The organism is Vibrio sp. St2, assembly GCF_947311885.1.
Classification (GTDB): Bacteria; Pseudomonadota; Gammaproteobacteria; order Enterobacterales; family Vibrionaceae; genus Vibrio; species Vibrio coralliilyticus.
This window is the reverse complement of record NZ_CAMZNA010000001.1, coordinates 783,284-803,367: the sequence shown is the minus strand read 5'-3', so window position 1 is coordinate 803,367 and position 20,084 is coordinate 783,284. Positions and strand designations below refer to the sequence as shown.

20 protein-coding genes are annotated in these 20,084 nt (G+C 44.8%); 17 read left to right on the top strand and 3 right to left on the bottom strand.

Going from position 1 to position 20,084, the window contains the following annotated elements:
- Window positions 1–151 precede the first annotated feature (151 nt).
- Complete coding sequence (locus tag QMA41_RS03850) at window positions 152–760, bottom strand: CoA pyrophosphatase (protein ID WP_021457455.1); 609 nt, start codon at window positions 758–760, stop codon at window positions 152–154.
- A gap of 83 nt (window positions 761–843) precedes the next feature.
- Here QMA41_RS03850 and QMA41_RS03845 point away from each other — a divergent pair, with 83 nt between their 5' ends.
- The gene (locus QMA41_RS03845) at window positions 844–1,386 is read left to right on the top strand and encodes a heme NO-binding domain-containing protein (RefSeq protein ID WP_006958892.1); all 543 of its coding nucleotides are present in this window, start codon (window positions 844–846) and stop codon (window positions 1,384–1,386) included.
- A gap of 5 nt (window positions 1,387–1,391) precedes the next feature.
- A complete protein-coding gene (locus QMA41_RS03840) occupies window positions 1,392–3,083 on the top strand; it encodes an ATP-binding protein (RefSeq protein WP_281628896.1) in 1,692 nt (563 codons plus the stop codon).
- Here the strand turns inward: QMA41_RS03840 and pabB are convergent.
- Window positions 3,080–4,447 (bottom strand): aminodeoxychorismate synthase component 1, encoded by a 1,368-nt coding sequence (gene pabB / locus QMA41_RS03835; RefSeq protein WP_281628895.1) that lies wholly within the window; start codon window positions 4,445–4,447, stop codon window positions 3,080–3,082. The two genes, QMA41_RS03840 and pabB, sit on opposite strands and share 4 nt — an antisense overlap.
- Window positions 4,448–4,638: 191 nt before the next feature.
- On the opposite strand from pabB, the gene QMA41_RS03830 reads away from it, so the two are divergent.
- The 8 genes from QMA41_RS03830 (at window position 4,639) to QMA41_RS03795 (ending at window position 12,323) form a co-directional block, all read left to right on the top strand.
- Window positions 4,639–6,162 (top strand): fumarate hydratase, encoded by a 1,524-nt coding sequence (locus QMA41_RS03830; protein ID WP_006958887.1) that lies wholly within the window; start codon window positions 4,639–4,641, stop codon window positions 6,160–6,162.
- 110 nt (window positions 6,163–6,272) lie between these two features.
- Window positions 6,273–6,458 carry a hypothetical protein gene (locus QMA41_RS03825; RefSeq protein WP_006958884.1) on the top strand — a complete coding sequence of 62 codons (186 nt, stop codon included), beginning with the start codon at window positions 6,273–6,275 and terminating at the stop codon, window positions 6,456–6,458.
- Between the two features lie 129 nt (window positions 6,459–6,587).
- Window positions 6,588–7,964, top strand: a complete 1,377-nt coding sequence (locus QMA41_RS03820) for a YcjX family protein (protein ID WP_281628894.1) — start codon at window positions 6,588–6,590, stop codon at window positions 7,962–7,964.
- Window positions 7,961–9,010: a TIGR01620 family protein gene (locus QMA41_RS03815; RefSeq protein ID WP_095665513.1), complete on the top strand. Its 1,050-nt coding sequence runs from the start codon at window positions 7,961–7,963 to the stop codon at window positions 9,008–9,010. Before QMA41_RS03820 ends, QMA41_RS03815 begins: the two co-directional genes overlap by 4 nt.
- A 102-nt stretch (window positions 9,011–9,112) precedes the next feature.
- Window positions 9,113–10,657: a transcriptional regulator TyrR gene (gene tyrR, locus QMA41_RS03810; RefSeq protein WP_281628893.1), complete on the top strand. Its 1,545-nt coding sequence runs from the start codon at window positions 9,113–9,115 to the stop codon at window positions 10,655–10,657.
- Window positions 10,658–11,236 (top strand): ribosomal protein S5-alanine N-acetyltransferase, encoded by a 579-nt coding sequence (gene rimJ, locus QMA41_RS03805; RefSeq protein ID WP_064488294.1) that lies wholly within the window; start codon window positions 10,658–10,660, stop codon window positions 11,234–11,236.
- Between the two features lie 2 nt (window positions 11,237–11,238).
- Window positions 11,239–11,826, top strand: coding sequence for an HD domain-containing protein (locus tag QMA41_RS03800; protein WP_038162551.1), 588 nt, complete (start codon window positions 11,239–11,241; stop codon window positions 11,824–11,826).
- Between the two features lie 23 nt (window positions 11,827–11,849).
- Window positions 11,850–12,323 (top strand): DUF2947 domain-containing protein, encoded by a 474-nt coding sequence (locus QMA41_RS03795; protein WP_006958872.1) that lies wholly within the window; start codon window positions 11,850–11,852, stop codon window positions 12,321–12,323.
- Between the two features lie 40 nt (window positions 12,324–12,363).
- Here the strand turns inward: QMA41_RS03795 and QMA41_RS03790 are convergent, their stop codons facing one another.
- A complete protein-coding gene (locus QMA41_RS03790) occupies window positions 12,364–12,783 on the bottom strand; it encodes a BLUF domain-containing protein (RefSeq protein WP_006958871.1) in 420 nt (139 codons plus the stop codon).
- A 122-nt stretch (window positions 12,784–12,905) separates the two neighbouring features.
- Here QMA41_RS03790 and QMA41_RS03785 point away from each other — a divergent pair, with 122 nt between their 5' ends.
- The 7 genes from QMA41_RS03785 to QMA41_RS03755 all read left to right on the top strand — a co-directional run bounded on the left by QMA41_RS03785 (window position 12,906) and on the right by QMA41_RS03755 (window position 20,084).
- Window positions 12,906–13,877 carry a GGDEF domain-containing protein gene (locus QMA41_RS03785; protein ID WP_281628892.1) on the top strand — a complete coding sequence of 324 codons (972 nt, stop codon included), beginning with the start codon at window positions 12,906–12,908 and terminating at the stop codon, window positions 13,875–13,877.
- A gap of 184 nt (window positions 13,878–14,061) precedes the next feature.
- On the top strand, window positions 14,062–14,238 hold the full coding sequence (locus QMA41_RS03780; RefSeq protein ID WP_006958866.1) for a hypothetical protein: 177 nt from the start codon (window positions 14,062–14,064) through the stop codon (window positions 14,236–14,238).
- 161 nt (window positions 14,239–14,399) lie between these two features.
- Window positions 14,400–15,038 (top strand): GTP cyclohydrolase II, encoded by a 639-nt coding sequence (ribA, locus tag QMA41_RS03775; protein WP_281628891.1) that lies wholly within the window; start codon window positions 14,400–14,402, stop codon window positions 15,036–15,038.
- A gap of 166 nt (window positions 15,039–15,204) precedes the next feature.
- A complete protein-coding gene (locus tag QMA41_RS03770; protein WP_006958864.1) occupies window positions 15,205–16,467 on the top strand; it encodes an imelysin family protein in 1,263 nt (420 codons plus the stop codon).
- A gap of 115 nt (window positions 16,468–16,582) precedes the next feature.
- Window positions 16,583–17,971: a di-heme oxidoredictase family protein gene (locus tag QMA41_RS03765; protein ID WP_281628890.1), complete on the top strand. Its 1,389-nt coding sequence runs from the start codon at window positions 16,583–16,585 to the stop codon at window positions 17,969–17,971.
- 9 nt (window positions 17,972–17,980) lie between these two features.
- Entirely contained in the window at window positions 17,981–19,012 is a 1,032-nt protein-coding gene (locus tag QMA41_RS03760; RefSeq protein WP_281628889.1) for an imelysin family protein, read from the top strand.
- Window positions 19,002–20,084, top strand: coding sequence for a DUF1513 domain-containing protein (locus QMA41_RS03755; RefSeq protein WP_281628888.1), 1,083 nt, complete (start codon window positions 19,002–19,004; stop codon window positions 20,082–20,084). The genes QMA41_RS03760 and QMA41_RS03755 overlap by 11 nt, the downstream gene beginning before the upstream one ends.

The window sequence follows — 20,084 nt, the reverse complement described above, 5'->3', positions numbered from 1 at the left end:
ATGATGTGCTACTAGTGATTTATGCTAATCCATTTCATTAGAAAAACTAATCTTGTTGCAAATTTGTTTTATGCATGTCGCGAGAAAACGTTTGCCTTATTGATGAATAGTTTAACTAATGTGATGAAACTTCGAACAATATCAAGGTTTATTAATATTGATGCATAATATGTTTCTGCATGGCATGGATAATTTGCGCTGTCATTCCCCAAATGAAGTGCTTTTCGTAGGATAAGCCAAATACACGGTGTGAATGATTGCGGAACTGAAAACGTTCACTGTGCAGGTGGTGTTTATCAAGAACAATTTCTGCGGGTACTTCAAAAACCTCATCCACTTCATTGGTGTCAATGGTTGTCTCATAGTCTGATGAAACGAAAGCTAGGAAAGGTGTTACTGTAAATTTGCTGATCGTCACCAGTTCTGGCATCTGACCAAAAATGGAAATCTTACCGTGTTCAATGCCGATTTCCTCGTAAGTTTCTCTTAACGCTGTATCAGCCAGTGAATTGTCCCAATCTTCATATTTTCCACCCGGAAAACTGACCTGCCCGGGATGATGTTTTAAGTGCTTTGCGCGCTTGGTGAAAATGATGTTCAGCCCATCGCCCCTCTCAACAAAACCGATAAGTACTGAGGCTTTACGTAAGGATGCATGATTGATATGTGCAACTCGTTTTATTGCTTCGTGGTGGTAGTCGACGGTTTGCTGTAACTGGAACTTCTGAATTAATTGATTTTTATTGAGTTCTGACAACACGTTAGCTCCATATGCGTATTTGAAAAACTATACTTTATGATTCATGCTTGAAAGACCATCATATACCAAGGATAGCTTAATATATGAAAGGAATTATCTTCACAGAATTTATGGACTTAGTCGAAGAGAAGTTTGGCCTTGATGCACTTGATCAACTGCTTTCTGATGCGGGTGATGAAGGCATTTACACATCAGTAGGCAGTTATGACCACAAAGCTTTGGTAAAACTTATCGTCCAGTTGAGTAAACAAACGGGTATTCCTGCTGAAGAGCTACAGCGCGTTTTTGGGCAATCTGTCTTCGAAAATCTTTACGAATCGTTGCCTGAGCGTAGTAGCCTTCAAGGGTGTAAAAACTCTCTTCAGTTTATTCGTTTAGTTGAGGACTATATCCATATTGAAGTGAAAAAACTTTATCAAGAAGCTAACCCTCCACGTTTTGAATTCATTTCTGAAACGGAAACAGAAATGATCTTTGACTACAAAAGCGCCCGCTGTATGTCCCATGTCTGCTTAGGCTTGATTGAGGGATGTGCCCAGCATTTTGATGAGTCACTTAATATTGCAATGGAAAACAACGACAAAAGCGGTAATGATGTTAGGTTCAAGGTTACGGTCGTCGGGTAAAATCAATGAGTAATGGGTCTGCGCTAGAACGGAAACTTGCCAGAGAGATTGCTGCACGCAAGCAAGCTGAGTTGTTGCTGGAGCAGAAAAGCCTCGAACTTTACGAAGCGAATGAACACCTAAAACTGGTTCTTACGCAGCTTAAAAGGCAAACACACAAAGACTTGCATAAGCTAGCGTTCGAGGAGCAAATTAACGAAACTCTGATTCATTTTGGACGTGCTTTTCTCAGTCGTACCTTGGATGATGGTTTGCTTTCTAATCTTCTTGAACGACTCGATTCCTCATCTGCGTTGACCGAATCGGGTTTGTTTCTAGCGACCGATATTGTTTCAACGATTCACGATAGCCGCTTCGGGCACGCGCAAAGGGACAAGGTCGATGAGGTCAAGCCCTATGCATTTTGGGAAGAAGACAGAGTATCTCTTCCGTTAGAGATTGATCATAAGGTGGTGGGAGAGTTATCGGTACTCACAGAAGATCAAGACATCGAGGAGGAGTTTGTAGTTAGTCAGATGCGCTTGGTCGCGGATTTGCTTTGCAGCGCCATTAGCCGGCAAATTATGTTAACGAATACCCAAGAAGCTAGGGCCAGAGCAGAAGAATCGGAAAGAGCGACAAAAGAGTTTGTCGCCATGATTAATCATGAGTTGAGAACACCGCTAAACGGCTTGCTTGGTAGCGCTGAATTGCTCGCCGATACCTCGCTAGACGAAGAGCAACGTACTTTGCTAACAAATCTATCTCATACGGGGGATTTTTTAAGACATATCATCAACGATATTCTTGATTTCAGTAAGATGAGTGCGGGCATGATGGAGCTTATTCCATCGACTTTTGCTTGGAAAGAATTAACGAACATGCTTCAGGGCGTGTTTGCGAATAAAGCTCAGGAAAAAGGGATTCAGTTTTCAATTCACTCGGCTCCGGAAGTCCCCGATTTTCTGATAGGAGATTTCGATCGTATTTGCCAAATTCTGATTAACCTAGTCGGAAATGCAATCAAGTTTACCTCTGCGGGCTCTGTACAGGTTGAAGTATTCTGGCAAGAAAACAACCTTCATATCTCGGTCAAAGATACGGGAATAGGGATACCAGAAGGAGCGAAAGCGATTCTTTTCGATCCTTTTGTACAAGCAGACAGAACCGCTAAACGTAATTTTGAGGGAACAGGACTAGGGCTGGCTATTTGTAAAAATCTTATAGATTTGATGAAAGGCGAAATCAGCTTTACCAGCCAGACAGGTGTTGGTACCCAGTTTAAACTATCCATCCCACTTAAAGTTGCCACTCAAGAGTCGAAGATCGAGAAAACCGACAGTGGTGTCACCAAACCGCTAGAAAGCTTGTCTATTTTAGTGGTGGATGACATTCGGATGAACCAAGTCATTATTAATCAAATGCTGAAGAAGTTATCGATCACCCCTGATATTGCCAGTAATGGCTTAGAAGCCATAAAAGCGGCGTCGGGAAGCAGCTATGACTTAATCTTTATGGATTGCCGAATGCCAGAAATGGATGGTTTTGAGGCGACCAGTTATCTTAGAGAGCAAGAATTTAGCCAACCGATCATTGCCTTGACTGCAGGAACGACACTTGAAGAACGTGAAAAGTGTATCCAGTGCGGTATGGATGACATTTTAACCAAACCTTATACCGCAAAAGATCTCAGATTGATGCTTGAAAAGTGGGCTTAACTTTCGAGCACAGGCAGAATTCTACACAGCTTGTCTAACGTTTCCTGATACTCAGCGTCATTTTCACTGTCTGCGACTAAACCGCCTCCAGCCCATACATAAATATGATTATTTTCAGCGATGAGCGTGCGTATCGTAATGCTGGTATCCATTGCACCATGGCGGCTGATATAGCCAATACTGCCGCAATAGGCGCTGCGTCTATGAGGCTCTAACTCTTCAATGATTTCCATAGCACGGATTTTGGGTGCACCAGTAATGGATCCTCCCGGAAAACTGGCTCGTAACAGATCAGCAAGAGAGTAGGGTGAATCCAGCTCTGCCCGAATGGTGCTCACTAAATGGTGAACGGCAGGGAAGCTCTCAATATCAAACAGCTTAGGTACATGCACACTTCCTGGCTTCGCTACTCTGCCGACATCATTGCGCAGCAGATCGACGATCATCAAGTTCTCAGCCTGATCTTTCTCTGCGTGGGCGAGCTCATGTGCTGAAGCTGCATCCTTAGTAGCATCCGGATGGCGTGGGCGAGTACCTTTGATTGGCTTAGTTTCAATTTGTCTATCATGAACTTGAAGGAAGCGTTCTGGTGAGACACTGAGGATTGCACTGTGTTCGGTGCGAACGAATGCTGAAAATGGCCCTTTATTGTAGGATTCCAGTTTTTGATAGGCTTGCCATTCGCTTCCTGAATACTTTGCCTGAAAGCGCTGGGCAAGGTTGATTTGGTAGCAATCTCCAGAGCGCAAATACTCTTGTACGCTGGCAAACTTTTCGCTGTAACTCTCTTTAGTCATGTTTGACTGCCAAGCACTCTGTAGAGCAAACTTGGCCTGAGTTGGAAGAGACTGAGAAACCAACCAATCGTAGTGGCGCTCTACCTCTTCGCCTATGACAAATGCCTGCTGTCGCTTGTGATCAACGATCACTGCCCATTGATACAAACCAACAGCCATATCAGGTGTTGTCAGATCTTGTTGTGCAATTTGAGGTAATCGCTCAACACGTCGGCCAAGATCGTAAGCAAAGTAACCCAGTACTCCTCCCACAAATGGAAGTTCGCCAGAGTACTGCTGCTCTGGTAACCATTGAGTTTGCTGCTGTTCGAGCAAGGTAAAAGGATCACCTTCAGAGTCAAAAGTCTCTTGTGGAGTGACAACTCGAGTGGTGTTGCCTGATGTAGTCAATGTTACCAGTGGATTAGCAACCAAGATGTCAAATCGGCTGTCGACATGGCTCTCTGATGCGGAACGTAACAACATTGCCCAAGGCTTAGATTCTATGGGGCTAAAAAGCTGCTTGGATAGCTCTGGGTGATAGTTAATCGGCTTGATTTCTAAGCAATTTGGCGCGTTGTTATTCATTTGTTTAATTTGTGACAAAGAGTTAGTTCACTGCATGGCAAGAGAGGGAAACCAAGAGTATCATATTGCGAACTATCGCCGCTACATTGACGTTTTATAATAAAAAGGTGATGTCAGTCTTCTAAACTTGCTTATATAAGCAAACGTTTTGATAGCGGTATAAAGGAAGCATAACTATAACGAGGCATGCAATGACGGTAATTCGCAAGCAAGATGTGATCAGCAGTGTCGCTGATGCACTTCAGTACATTTCGTACTATCACCCTCTGGACTTTGTTCAAGCCCTGGAAAAAGCCTATCACAAAGAAGAAAGTCAGGCGGCTAAAGACGCTATGGCACAGATTCTGATTAACTCCCGTATGTCTGCAGAAGGTCACCGACCGATCTGTCAGGACACTGGTATCGTGACCTGTTTTGTTAACATCGGTATGCAAGTTCAATGGGACTCGACCGATATGACGGTACAACAGATGGTCGATGAAGGTGTACGTCAGGCATACACCAATCCAGACAACCCGCTACGTGCATCAGTGCTTCTTGACCCTGCGGGCAAGCGTATTAACACGAAAGACAATACGCCGGCGGTTGTGCACATCAATATGGTACCGGGCAATACGGTTGAAATCCAAATTGCAGCCAAAGGCGGTGGTTCGGAAAACAAAACTAAGATGGTAATGCTTAACCCATCAGATGATATTGCAGAGTGGGTAGAAAAAACCTTGCCAACGATGGGCGCAGGTTGGTGTCCACCGGGCATGCTGGGTATAGGTATTGGCGGTACTGCGGAAAAAGCAGCGGTACTGGCAAAAGAATCTCTAATGGAACACATTGATATTCAAGAGTTGATCGAACGTGGTCCAGAAAACGCTGAAGAAGAGTTACGTCTAGATATTTTCAACCGTGTCAATAAACTTGGTATCGGTGCACAGGGCCTTGGCGGTTTAACTACCGTGGTAGATGTGAAGATCAAAACAGCGCCAACGCATGCTGCTTCTAAGCCAGTGTGCTTGATTCCAAACTGTGCGGCGACAAGACACGTTCACTTCACATTGGATGGCTCAGGTCCTGCGGATCTTACACCACCTAAACTTGAAGAGTGGCCAGATATCACTTGGGAAGCGGGAGCAAACACTCGTCGCGTGAACCTTGAAGAGGTGACTCAGGCAGATGTAGAACAGTGGAAGACTGGCGAAACCGTTCTGCTGTCTGGTAAAATCCTGACAGGTCGTGATGCTGCTCATAAACGTATTCAAGGCATGCTAGAAAGTGGTGAAGGGCTGCCTGAAGGTGTCGACTTTAAAGGGAAGTTTATCTATTACGTAGGCCCTGTTGATGCCGTGGGTGACGAAGCGGTTGGTCCGGCAGGCCCGACTACGTCAACTCGTATGGACAAGTTCACCGATATGATGCTTGAAGAAACAGGCATTATGGGCATGATTGGTAAAGCAGAGCGCGGTCCAGCGACGGTAGAGTCGATCAAAAAGCATAAAGCGGTTTATCTGATGGCAGTTGGCGGTGCGGCTTACCTTGTGGCAAAAGCTATCAAGAAAGCACGCGTTGTGGCGTTTGAAGACCTAGGTATGGAAGCGATTTATGAGTTTGAAGTCGAAGACATGCCAGTGACCGTTGCTGTAGATTCAACTGGTGCTAATGCTCACCAGATTGGTCCTGATACTTGGAAAGTGAAAATTCAGGAAATGGAATCTCAAGCCTGATCTTTGTGAGAAACGGCTGAATTACATAGCAAATATTTGATGAAGGTGCGGCAGAGGCCGCGCCTTTTTTTATATACTGTTCTCTGCATTGAAGAACTTCAGGAGCATTCATGCCTCGATTTATTCAAATCTTACAGCTAATCATTGCCGTGGTTGTAGGTGTTTTCATCGGCTACGATATTGTCCTTCACGGCATCAGCATCTTTAATCAAAAGTACGTAATGATCACCTGTGCTTTGTTTGTATTGCTGGAGATTGCGTTGTTTGTCATCTACAAGCTGATTGAAGACGACTAGACACAATGCAATATGTGATACCCAAGTGACATACTAAGCCTCTGATTTATATCGGAGGCTTTTTTATTCATCTTTCATTAAGATTACAATGGTTAGGATAATCTCGTGTTCAAAACAAAGAGACAGTAAATGAAGAGTATTACTCAGGAAGTGAATGATTTTATTAACCGCAGCGTCGATTCTCATGTGCGTGTCGCGGTGACTGGTTTATCTCGTGCGGGGAAAACGGCGTTTATCAGCTCGTTGGTGAATCAGTTGTTGCACACTTCCACTCACGACAATCTTCCTTTACTGGTTTCAGCACGCGATAAGCGCCTAGTGGGTGCGAAGCGTGAACCCCAAGCCAATATGATGGTGCCACGTTTTGCCTACGATGAAGCGATGGAGCATGTGTTCACACAGCCGCCAAAATGGCCCGAGCCGACTCGCGATGTGAGTGAAATTCGTCTTGCAGTGAAATACAAGCCGACGAGAAAGTCCAAAAAGTTGTTTGGCAGCACATCAACGCTGCACATCGATATCATTGACTATCCCGGTGAATGGTTACTGGATCTCCCTTTATTGGATATGAGTTTTCATGAGTGGTCACAGACGCAATTCGCGGCTCTTAAAGGTCAGCGTGGAGAGTTGGCAAAAGAGTGGTTAGCCAAACTTGAACAACTAAACCTAGCAGATGACGTCAACGAAAGAGAGCTTGAGGCGATCGCGCAAAGCTACACCCAGTATTTACATGATTGTAAGGATGCCGGGCTGCATTGGGTTCAGCCGGGCAGGTTTGTCTTACCTGGTGAACTAGAGGGCGCGCCAGTCTTGCAGTTTTTTCCTTGCCGCTTTGATGAAGAGAACAAGGCCAGCAAGGACTCCAATTTGTCCATGCTAAAAGCGCGGTATCAGGAGTATCAGCAAAAGGTTGTGAAAGCGTTTTACAAGCATCACTTTTCGACATTTGATCGTCAAATTGTATTGGTTGATTGCCTACAACCATTAAACGCCGGTTACGAATCTTTCCACGATATGCGCCATGCGATTGAGCAGATCATGCACAGCTTCCGCTATGGCAGAAGCAATATGTTAAAGAGATTATTTGCCCCGAAAATCGATAAGATATTGTTTGCTGCGACTAAAGCCGATCATGTGACGCCAGAGCAGCATCCAAACCTAGTTTCTTTATTGCAGCAGATGGTGCATCCCGCTTGGCAGACAGCCTCTTATGAAAACATCGAAATGAGTTGTATCTCCATGGCGTCTATTCAGGCAACTAAAACAGGTTTCATCAATCGTGGTACCGAATCAGTTCCCGCTATTCAGGGTATAACCCTTGATGAACAACCAATGACAATCTTTCCTGGCGAAGTTCCAAAAAAACTGCCTCAGAAGAGTTTCTGGCAAAACGAAGGGTTCGAATTTACTGCTTTCCGGCCACTCCCTAGCTCGATAGATGATCCTCTGCCCCATATTCGTATTGATAAAGCGCTGGAATACCTGATTGGAGACAAGCTGAAATGACCGATTCTCAAGATGCAAAGCTAAAGCAAAAACAAGTCTTCACTCAAACGTTGGAGCAAGAGCCTATGGGGAGCGACCCGGACTTGACCTCCCAAATGCAGTTTGAAGAACAAGAAACCTTTATACCAACGGCAATCAGGTCAGAAGAAACGCAAAGCGAAGCTGAAGAAAATCTGGAGCAGGTGATTCGACCTAAAACAGGGCGCCGATGGTTAGCGAGCGGGTTACTTACGGCGTTTTCTGGCTTGGTTGGTTGGCAAGCCATAGACAGTATTATTACGTCTGTTCAAAGTTCTGATTGGCTAGCGCTTGGCTGGGCTGGTTTTATGTCAACGTTGGCTGCGTTAGGAGTCGGGGCAATTGGAAAGGAGCTATGGAAGCTTAAAGCGTTACGTCGTCACTTTTCTATTCAAGAGCAGAGTGAAGCCTTGATAGAAGCAAACAGCGTTGGGCAAGGTAAAGCGTTTTGCGAATCTATCGCGAAGCAAAGTGGCATTAAGACAGAATCACCAAGTTATGATCGTTGGACACACAGTGTGAATGCCTCTCACAGCGACGCCGAAGTGCTCGACATGTATGACGCGATGGTGGTGAGTGAACAGGACAAAAAAGCGACCAAAATCGTTACGCAGCATGCAACGGAATCAGCCGCTTTGGTGGCAATAAGCCCACTGGCTATTGCAGACATGTTGCTGGTGGCATGGCGCAATTTCAAAATGATCGACAGTCTTGCCGATGTTTACGGTGTAGAGCTTGGATACTGGTCTAGGTTGCAGCTGTTCAAAGCAACGTTGATCAATATGGCGGCTGCAGGTGCCAGTGAAATAGCGATAGATGCGAGCATGGATCTGATGTCTATGGATCTAGCAGGAAAAGTCTCGGCCAGAGCAGGGCAAGGGCTGGGTGTTGGGATACTGACCGCAAGGCTTGGGGTGAAAGCGATGGCATTGTTAAGACCAATACCTTGGCACCCAGATAGAAAGGTGAACTTGGGTGCGATTCGAAAGCAGATTGTAGAAAAAATCGCCTCTATAACAATCAAATAGTGCGAATGTGAAGCAAGTAATGTCGGTTTGCTTGACGAGGATCTAGGCTTAAGGGAAACTACTGTCAACTTTTCCTGACACCTCAGACTAGGGATTTAATCAGTGCGTTTAGAAGTGACATGTGAAGACAGATTGGGGCTTACTCGTGAGCTGCTCGATATTCTGGCTTCTAAAAATATTGATTTGCGAGGGATCGAAATCGACATTACGGGCATTATCTATCTGAATTGCCCGGATATTGATTTTGATACTTTCAGTGAACTCATGGCAGAGATACGTCGTATATCAGGTGTAAGAGACGTAAGAAAAATTCAATTTATGCCGATGGAAAGGCACAACACAGAACTTATCTCTCTGTTGAACAATCTTCCTGAGCCAGTATTGGCCATCGACCTGAAAGGCAATGTTGACATGGCTAACCATGCAGCGCTAAGCCTGTTCGGCTGCGAAGAAGAAGAGATGATTGGTCACCAGATCAGCACCTTGCTACCAAGCTTCAACTTCTCCAAATGGGTGGAAGGCAAAATTACCCGTCAGCGGGAAAATATCGTTATCAGTGGTCTCGATTACATCATGGAGATCATGCCGGTCTATATTACTGATGAATCCAACGAATCGATTCTCGCCAGTACGGTAATGATCATCCGCTCATCTCAAGAAAAGTCGGCGTTAGAAGACTCATTACCTCTACATAATAACCTTGGTTTTGAACACTTTGTCGGTGTGTCTAATCGACACAAGGCACTGATGAGCCAAGCTAAGAAGCTGTCGATGCTTGAGCAGCCACTGCTGATTCAGGGTGAAACAGGTACGGGTAAAGAAATGCTCGCCAGAGCGTGCCATAATCGCTCTCACCGAGCTGCAGCTCCGTTTTTAGTCTTGAGTTGTGCATCCATGCCTGATGATGTCGCGGAGACGGAACTGTTTGGTCATGCACCAGGTTCATTCAATCATGAGCAAGGTCATAAGGGTATATTTGAACAAGCAGATGGTGGCACCGTCTTTTTAGATGAAATTGGCGAAATGAGCCCACATCTGCAAATCAAATTACTGCGCCTGTTACAAGATGGTACTTTCCGCCGTGTAGGTGCGGAGCAGGAGATTCATGTTGATGTACGCGTGATTGCTTCAACGCGCCATAATCTGGCAGATTTGGCAGAGTCGAAATCCTTCCGAGAAGATCTTTTTTACCGTCTTAATGTACTGACACTCAATATTCCGGCACTGCGCGAACGTTCTAACGATATAGGCCCATTGCTGGATCTGTTTGTTGTTAAATACGTTAAGCAGTTAGGCATCATGAAACCTGAGCTGGAAGAAACACTGGTTGATCAACTGGTGAATTACCAGTGGCCAGGTAACATGCGTCAGCTAGAAAATATGGTGCTCCGCGCGTTGACTGAGCTGGATTCAGATACCTTAACGATCGACTTGTTCCACCTGCCTCAACTAGAAAGCCCAGCTTCGACAGGCCCAACAATTAACCTCGACGGTTCGTTGGATGAAATCATGAAAGACTATGAGTCGCAGGTTCTGGAGCGACTTTATCAGTCTTTCCCATCCAGCCGTAAGCTAGCAAAACGCCTTAATGTTTCTCATACCTCTGTGGCTAACAAGCTACGTGAATACGGAATAAGAAAAAACTAAATGGAACGACTCAGTACTCCTCAGCAGGTGTTTGAGCAGGATGGGGATATCATCCTGCGCACTGCAGAACCAACGGACGGTCAGCTCATCTCCGACTATTTTATTGCCAATCGTGCACACCTGAAACAATGGGAACCACGACGCGAAGATGCCTTCTTCTCTGAATCAGGCTGGACGCAGCGTTTGATAAAGCTTAATGAGTTGCATCGAATGGGCTTGGGTTACTACCTGATCATTATTGATAGTGAGTCCGGAGAAATGTTAGGTACCGTTTCCTTTAGCAACATTTCGAGATTTCCATTTCATGCGTGTAATCTTGGTTATTCGCTTGGTGAGAATGCGCAAGGAAGAGGCGTGATGACACGGGCATTGAAGATGGCCGTGAACTACATGTTTGGCATCCAGAATATCCATCGGATTATGGCGGGCTACATGCCACGCAATCAACGCAGTGAGGCGGTCTTGAATCGTTTAGGCTTCAAGCGGGAAGGGTTTGCTGAGGACTATTTGCTGATTGATGGCCGCTGGGAAGACCATAACCTGACATCACTGATTAACCCTAACTGGAAAGAGAGTTAAGCATGAGTAGATTAGAGCAACAATTGGCTTTATTGATGGAGCTGGATCAACTGAAATCTGTTTTGAGACGTACTCGAGTCAAAAGTGCAGATGGCCGTCTTGAAAACAGTGCAGAGCACAGTTGGCATGTTGCTCTAATGGCGATTCTAATGGAAGAACACGCCAATGAGCCGGTGGATATTGCTCGTGTCGTAAAAATGTTGTTACTGCATGACATTGTCGAAATCGATGCTGGCGACACCTTTGTTTACGATGTTGCCGCGTCAGCAGTACAAGAAGAAAAAGAGCTTGCTGCTGCTCAGCGATTATTCGCGATGTTGCCTGAAGAGCAGGGAAAAGAGCTGCTTGAGTTATGGCTAGAGTTTGAGCGAGCAGAATCGGCAGACGCCAAATTTGGTAAAGCACTTGATAGGATCATTCCTATGTTGCTTAATTATCACAACAATGGTCAGAGTTGGCAGGAGCACGGAGTGACTCGTGAGCAAGCTCTGACGGTGAATAGAAAAATAGAATATGGCTCACAAGCTTTGTGGGATAAGGCTCAACAAGTGATTGAAGAAGCAACCCAGAAAGGATGGCTAAAAGCCTGAAGATGCCATAACGAGGAAAATGAATGTCGTATCTCACTTTGGATGAATACCAAAGAAAATGGATTTTCACTCACCAGTCTATGCCTGTTCCTGAGCAGGATTTAGCACAGATAAAGCCAATGACTCAGGCCAGAGCGGCGCAGCTTTGGAAAGAGAACATCAGTGCTCAAAGCCCAGATGCAGAACGCTTGAGTTCAGGTGACTGGCCAATGAAAGACTCTAATTGGAAAGAGAGTTTGGATTGGATGGCTGCCTGGGAAGCTGATGAAGAGGCGTTGCCTGAGGGAGTAGCTGAGTTTATCGATTGGCAAGATGACGTAACTGTTTATTTTTGTTATGAAAAATACAATGTTATTGAAACCAAATGGAGTGTATTTAAGAAGCACTGGAAGAACTTTTTGTTTTACGATGATGGCCCAATTCTAATTGGTCGAAGACGAAAAGAAGCCTTGTGGTTCGACTCCGAAGGTAACGTTAAACTCGGACATCGAGATTAAAAAGAGCAGCCGTAAAGGCTGCTTTTTTTAATGTTTTTCATCAGACAATGGTGACCACATTACGCAAGTTGAGCAGAAGTTTATGTGCACTATGACCAGACATATTGTAAGGATCGAACTTTGAACTAGTGGAGTATTTGAGATTCACAGGCATAGTTGAGTTCATCTCGGGAATATAACCCATGCTCCAGTCACTAAATTCGCGTTCAGCAACCTCTGAATAATCTAGCAGCAATATGTTTTCATGCCTTGGGTCGTTTAGAATCTGGTGGTAAATTTTATTGACTTGAGCTCTCGAACCTTCGAGGCATTGCAAAAAGTAATTACGGTTAAATAGAAGCAAACCTGTTACGTCAACCAGAGAGTTGTTTTTTCTCGCCACATCAAGAATATTCTGAATATCGGAATCTGTAATCCCTTTTGTTATTGTGCTCGTGTAAACCAATCTGACTAGGAACATAGTTTTCTCCTTTTCGTGTTAGGTTATTGTCCCTCAGCTTTAAGTATATGCAATAAAACGCACGCCATAGTATTAACGTCTATAATGTGATTTAACGAACTAAGTCTATTTAGGATCGGTGGATGGAAGCTAAGATTCTGAACTCTGTTGTCGAAATCACTGAGCAAAGAAACTCGCTCTCTCTTGGCCATTGTCTGGTTGCAACTCTACTTGAAATGATGCCCATTGAGTCCATTAGCCTTACCCATTACCTATCCAACACATCCATTGTTGTCGCCAAAGTATTCAGAAATAGCAAACAAGAAGAATATCAATGGACATACGATCAGGCGCCAGAGCAGTGTTACATACATGATCATAAAGAAAGCGCATTTAACGTTACAAAACCACAAACGTCGAGTTATGTATGCCGTTATCCAATCCCGATTTCTGAAGAGAGCTCGGCATTGTTGCAAATTGAAACCGAGGCTGACCCAGCAAAGTTTGAGCTATTGATCGATGGCTTTGCCAAGATATATCGCAACTATTTGATGGTGTTGCATGAGAGTGAACGGGATAAGCTGACCGGGCTGCTCAATCGAAAAACACTCGAAGAACGCCTATCACATTGTTTTAATTTGTCTGTTAATCAAGATTCAGGTTTGTATGCCTGGGTCGCTATCATTGATCTCGACTTGTTTAAGAGCGTCAATGATACCTATGGACATATGATTGGCGATGAAGTGCTATTAATGTTTTCTCAGCAGCTACAGAATTTCTTTTCTGGTTCAGAGCAATTGTTTCGATTTGGTGGTGAGGAGTTTGTCGTGCTACTGCCACCTCAGGAAAAGAAACAAGTGCTAAAAGAGCTGGAGTTATTTCGCAGACACATTGAGTCATTTCGCTTTCCACAAGTAAATAATATGACGTTTAGCTGCGGAGTCTGTGCGATCTCCAGACACGAGTATTTGCCGACAATTTTAGGTCATGCTGATACGGCACTCTACAGTGCAAAAGAACATGGTAGGAATCGAATCGAGTGCTATGAAGATCTTATACTCGGAGCAACTGAACCTGGTGATAATGATCATTTGGATGACGTAGAACTGTTTTGAAAGATCAATTTTGATCAAGTAATTTGTTGAATTGTAAAGATTATACCGATGAATAAAATGTGATTTAATGCTCAAAAATGCTTCATATCTTTGCGCAATTTATGTAATTTGCTATCATTTTTGAGACAAATGGTTTGAGTCACCATTTTATATCGGTTTATAGATAGAGACTTAGGGAATAGTAGTGGATACAAATATATCTCAATTACGCAAAGATTTTTATGCTCAAATAAGCTCGCTGCAAGCTTATTCTTTGCCACAAACTAAACCAACGCTTTCTCTGTTAACTGAAGAAGAGCTTCAGGTACTCGAAGCTCTTTGGATTGAGCTCTCTATGTGGAAGAAAAAACAGAACCACTAAATTCTATTATCTGACCAGTTTCATAAAGAACCTCACGAAGTAAATTCGTTGAGGTTTTTTATTGTCTTAAATATAAATTGTTATATTATAACAAAAAGTGATCTGACCATTGATTTCTCGGATATCAATCCCCATAGTTAGATACATAAGAGATTTCTAAAATGATAGAAATAGAAGATAGCAAGATTCAAGTGAGTAGGGATATGGCGGAAGTTAGAGCCAGAGTAGATTTTAAAGTCGGTAAAAACAGTGATATAGAAGCGGAGCTTCTTTCTTTTAAAGGACTCAAGACCGACAAAGAGCATGTAGCCATCATTTTCAAACAAGCCGACAAGACTCAGTCCAGCCCTTTAGTTCGCTTGCACTCAGAATGCCTGACAGGTGATGTTTTCCATTCTTCTCGATGCGATTGTGGTGAACAGTTGGATGAGACGATTAATAAAATGGGTGAATCAGGCGGGATTATTCTTTACTTGCGCCAGGAAGGTCGTGGTATCGGCCTTTACAACAAGATTGACGCGTACAAATTACAAAGTGAAGGTCTGAATACCTATGAAGCGAACAACCATTTAGGCTTTGGTGATGACTTGCGTGATTTTACGGAAGCGGCGCAAATGCTTAAAGCGTTGGATGTTAGTAAGATCCGTTTAATCACGAATAATCCGAAGAAGATCCGTGAACTGAAAGAACATGGCGTTGAAATCGAAGATACTGTCAACACCTCTGCGCATATTAAAGATGGTAACGAAGGATATCTTAAAGCCAAGGTGTCACACGGAAAACACGATCTTAAGCTCTAGCCCAATAGCAGCCTATGTTGATAAAAGCCTCACTTTTGTGAGGCTTTTTTGTATAACCCTTGCAAAAAAAATGTAAGTTTGTATTATCTGCGTCTATAAGTGTAAATGAGAATAATTAGCACTTATTATGCAGAATAATTATTAAGCTCAACAAGGATGCTTTTCAATGAATGTAAAATCACTTTTAGCGCGCTCTGTTGCAACTTCTCTCGTTCTTGCTAGCAGTTCTGTTTTTGCAGCGAACGTGACAAAAGAGCAAGTGGTAGAACACTACGCAGATGTTGCTCACGCTGTATTTGCCGATGCACTAACAACTGCTAAGACACTAGACCAATCTATCGAATCTTTCCTTGCTGCTCCATCTGAAGCAAAGCTTGCCGAAGTTAAACAAGCTTGGCTTGACTCTCGCGTACCATACCAACAGTCTGAAGTATTCCGTTTCGGTAACGCGGTTGTTGATGATTGGGAAGGCCAATTGAACGCATGGCCTCTTGATGAAGGCCTTATCGACTATGTATCTACGGATTACCAATATGAGCTAGGTAACGAAGGCGCGAGCGCAAATATCGTTGCAAATAAGCAACTAACGATTGGCGCAACTAAACTTGACGTTGCTCAGCTGACTCCAGAAGCGATTGCTGATCTGAACGAAGTAGGTGGCTCTGAAGCTAACGTTGCATCAGGTTACCACGCGATCGAATTCCTGCTATGGGGTCAAGACCTAAACGGTACTAACGCTGGTGCTGGTGAGCGTGCTTACACTGACTTCGTTGTTGGTAAAGGTTGTACTAACGGCAACTGTGACCGTCGTGGTGAGTACCTAAAAGCTGCTGCTGATCTACTGGTTCAAGATCTACAGTGGATGGAGAAACAGTGGTCTTCAGATGTAAAAGGTAACTACCGTGAAGAACTTCTGAACGACTCTGCGGACAACGGCCTTCGCAAAATGCTATTCGGCATGGGCTCTCTATCTCTGGGTGAGCTTGCTGGTGAGCGTATGAAAGTCGCTCTAGAAGCAAACTCTACTGAAGATGAGCACGATTGTTTCTCTGACAACACGCACAACTCTCACTACTACAACGAGCAGGGTATCTACAACGTATACACTGGTCTGTACAAACGTGAAGACGGTACGCTTCTATCTGGGCCTAGCATCGCAGATCTTGTAGCTCAGAAAGACAAAGCGGCGGCGAAAGAGATCCAGAAGCAGTTCGACGTAACACGCTCTCAAGTAGGTCAACTTGTAACTTCTGCTGAAAAGAACGGTCAGTACTTTGACCAGCTAATTGCAGCAGGTAACGCGCAAGGTAACGCACTAGTAAACGAGACAATCATGTCTCTAGTTGCTCAGACTTCATCTATCGAACGTGCGGCGAAAATCGTTGGTATCAACAGCCTGAACCCAGATACAGCTGACCACGAATTCTAAAAATAATTAAATAATTTTAAGGGCTCTTAGTGAGCCCTTTTGCTGTTTCTATAACCACACTTTTAATGAGAATATTTCTTAACAAAGTGTTGGTCTTTACCCGAGAACTATTGGTATGAAGTTGTATAAAAAGTCCATATTAGCCTCTCTAATACTGGTGAGTGCTTCTGTTTCTGGTTATGAAATGAAATCTGGCGGCGGTACGGCGGTTAAGAAAGAGGGCGCAAATGCATACTCTTTGCCTGCTGGAAACCTGCCAATGTCCAAGCGACTGGATTTCAGTGTTGGTAACAGTTTTTTCCGTAACCCATGGGTACAAGCGCCGGCTTCTACCGATGCCCGTGACGGCTTAGGGCCTCTTTTCAATACCAATGGTTGTCAAAACTGCCATATTAAAGATGGCCGTGGCCACCCACCAGAAGAAGGGGACATTCATGCCGTTTCCATGCTGGTGCGTTTGAGCATTCCTGCGATGACACCAGAGCAGAAAAAAGCTTTCATCAAAGATGGTGTCATTCCAGAACCTACGTATGGTGGTCAGCTACAAGACTTTTCACTTCAGGATCAAACTCCTGAAGGACAGATCAACATTACATACACAGATGTACCAGTGACCTTTACCGACGGTACAAAAGTAGTGCTACGTAAGCCCAACCTGAAAATAACCGATTTAGGTTATGGCGAGATGCACCCAGATACCCAGTTTTCTGCACGTGTTGCTCCGCCAATGATTGGTTTGGGGCTATTAGAAAGTATTTCTGATGAAACGCTGCAAACTTGGGCAGATGAAAATGATGCCAATGGCGATGGTATCTCAGGCAAGGTAAACAAAGTCTGGGATGTACAGAAGAATGATTTCGCCATTGGTCGCTTTGGCTGGAAGTCCGGGCAACCGACACTCATGCAGCAAAACGCCGCCGCATTTAATGGTGACGTTGGCCTAACCAGCAACTTGTTCCCACATGAGAACTGTACATCAAAGCAATCGATTTGTGCTGAATTGCCGAATGGCGGAGCGCCTGAAGTGAGCGACAACATTCTCGATTTCGTTGAATTCTACTCTCAGCACTTAGCCGTACCGATTCGTCGTAATATCAATGATCCGGAAGTTAAACTCGGCCAGAACTTATTTGCCAAATCAGGTTGTGATAGCTGCCATAAGAGCGAAGCCAGAACTATGAAGCGAGAAGGCCTGCCAGCTTTATCGAATCAGAAAATTCATCCTTACACCGATTTGCTGCTTCATGATATGGGTGAAGGACTTGCAGATAATAGGCCCGAGTATTTAGCGAATGGACGCGAGTGGCGAACTGCGCCATTATGGGGCATCGGTTACACCGAAGAAGTCAACGGCCATACCTATTTCCTTCATGATGGCCGAGCACGTAACCTGATGGAAGCGGTGTTGTGGCATGGCGGTGAAGCTGAGCCCGCGAAACAAACCGTTCTCAAATTCAATCAAAAAGAGCGCGATGCATTGATCGCTTTCTTGAATTCATTGTAAGGAATCACGATGAAGATCTTTTCTTTATCAGCACTGGCTGCCTCGATGGTGGTACTGGCAGGTTGCCAGTCAACTAGCAGCACAGCACCAGTTGCCCAGCAAACTTCTCATCCTAGCCAAGGTGTTTACCAAGTAGAGTTTGTCGCAGCACACACTTTCTCAAATCAAGCGGATAAGCTGGCCAGCCAAATGGCGGCTTACTGTACGGATGAGGCCCAACTGGAGTCACTGAAGTCTCAATGGCATCAAACCATGACTGCTTGGATGGCGCTGCAAGGGCAGGAAAGGGGGCCTGAAAAGGCACTTGAGCAGAGCTGGAATATTCAGTTTTGGCCAGACAAGAAAAATACGACGGGTCGCAAGATGACTGCGCTGACGGGCCAAAGCAAGACTTGGACGCAAGAGCAAATTTCTCAGCAGAGCGTGACGGTTCAGGGTCTAGGCTCGGTAGAATGGCTGTTGTATGACCAAGCCTCTTCTTTGAGTTCATCACAAGCTACCTGCCAAACCGGTATTGCAATTGCAGAGAACACTGCTGCGAATGCTGAGACCATTGCTACGGCATGGCAGACTAACCCTTGGGTTGAGCTGGATGAAAAAGCATGGACGTCTGAGTACATTTCTCTTCTTTCTAATCAGCTTGAATACAGCATGAAAAAGATGAGTCGTCCTTTAGCGAACTTTGGTAAACCAAGACCTTATTTCGCTGAATCCTGGCGCTCGGAAACTTCCATGCAGAATCTCAAAGCTAACATTGAAGCGATGCAGGCGTTGTACTTAGCGGGTGGCAACGGGCTGGGTAAACTGCTGCGTGAGCGTGGCAAAGTACAGCTCGCTGACAGCATCGCTCAGCAATTTGATACCGCACTGGAAACGTGGCCGACCGATGAAAGCTTGTTTGACATGCTGCAGACAAAAGAGGGTTATCGCAAAGCCTACGCTCAATACAATAAGCTGGAGCAGTTGAAGTATCTTATCCACGAAGAAGTGGCGATTGAACTTGGTGTCGTAATAGGGTTTAACGCAACTGATGGTGACTGATAACACAAGAAGAAACCTTCTCAAGGCAGCGCTGTTCGGCGCTGCTATGCCTTTGCTGCCTTTCGGTTGCGCGAGTACGTTAGAGACATTGGGTCAGCCGTCACTGATTGGTTGTTCCTTATCTGGCCGAGACAAGTACTCTGCGGTAGTCGCGGATGAGTTTGGTCACCCGATAAGACAAGTTCTTCTTCCTGCAAGAGGACATGGAGTCGCAACAAACGCGAAACTTAATCATGCGGTGGCGTTTGCTCGTCGTCCAGGTACATTTTTCGTAGTTTTTGACTATGTGACTGGCGAAGTGATCAAATCCTCAGCCGCCCATTCCAATCGTCACTATTATGGTCATGGCGTGTATTCTAACGACGGTAAGTGGCTGTACGCAACAGAGGGTGAGCGTGGTACCAGCCGAGGCATTATTGGTGTTTACGATGTGCTGTCTGGTTATGACAAGGTAGCAGAGTTTACCAACTTTGGCCTTGGGCCTCATGAAGTGATTGCCATGCCAGATGGTTCTCTGGCAATTGGTGTTGGCGGCGTTCATACCAATGGCCGACAGCCGCTCAACATTGCAACTATGAAGCCTAGCTTGAGCTACCTTAACTCCAATGGTGAACTGACAGAGCAGGTGGCTTTGCCAGATAACCATTTGAGTATTCGTCATCTCGCACATGATGGTGACAAAACTGTCCTGTGCGGTCAGCAGTACCGTGGTGAGCCTGATGAGTACCCGTCTCTTTTGGCAATGCATACTCAAGGTGGTCAAATGATCCCGCTGGAAGGGGAACCTGAACAGTGGGCAAGATTTAATCATTACATCGCGAGTATTGCGGCAACCGATGAGTGGATTTTAGCCACATCACCTCGCGGAAACTGCTATGGAATCTGGTCTAAGCAAACCAGAAAAATGGTTGAACTAGCCTCATTGCCAGACGCTTCAGGTGTCGTCGTACAGAATGGCTTTTTCCGAGTTAGCTCGGGGGCTGGCGGTGTGATCACGCAATACTCACCTGAAGAGAAGAAAAAAATTCAGTCGGGAATTCAATGGGATAACCACTGGTCGATGATTTCTTAG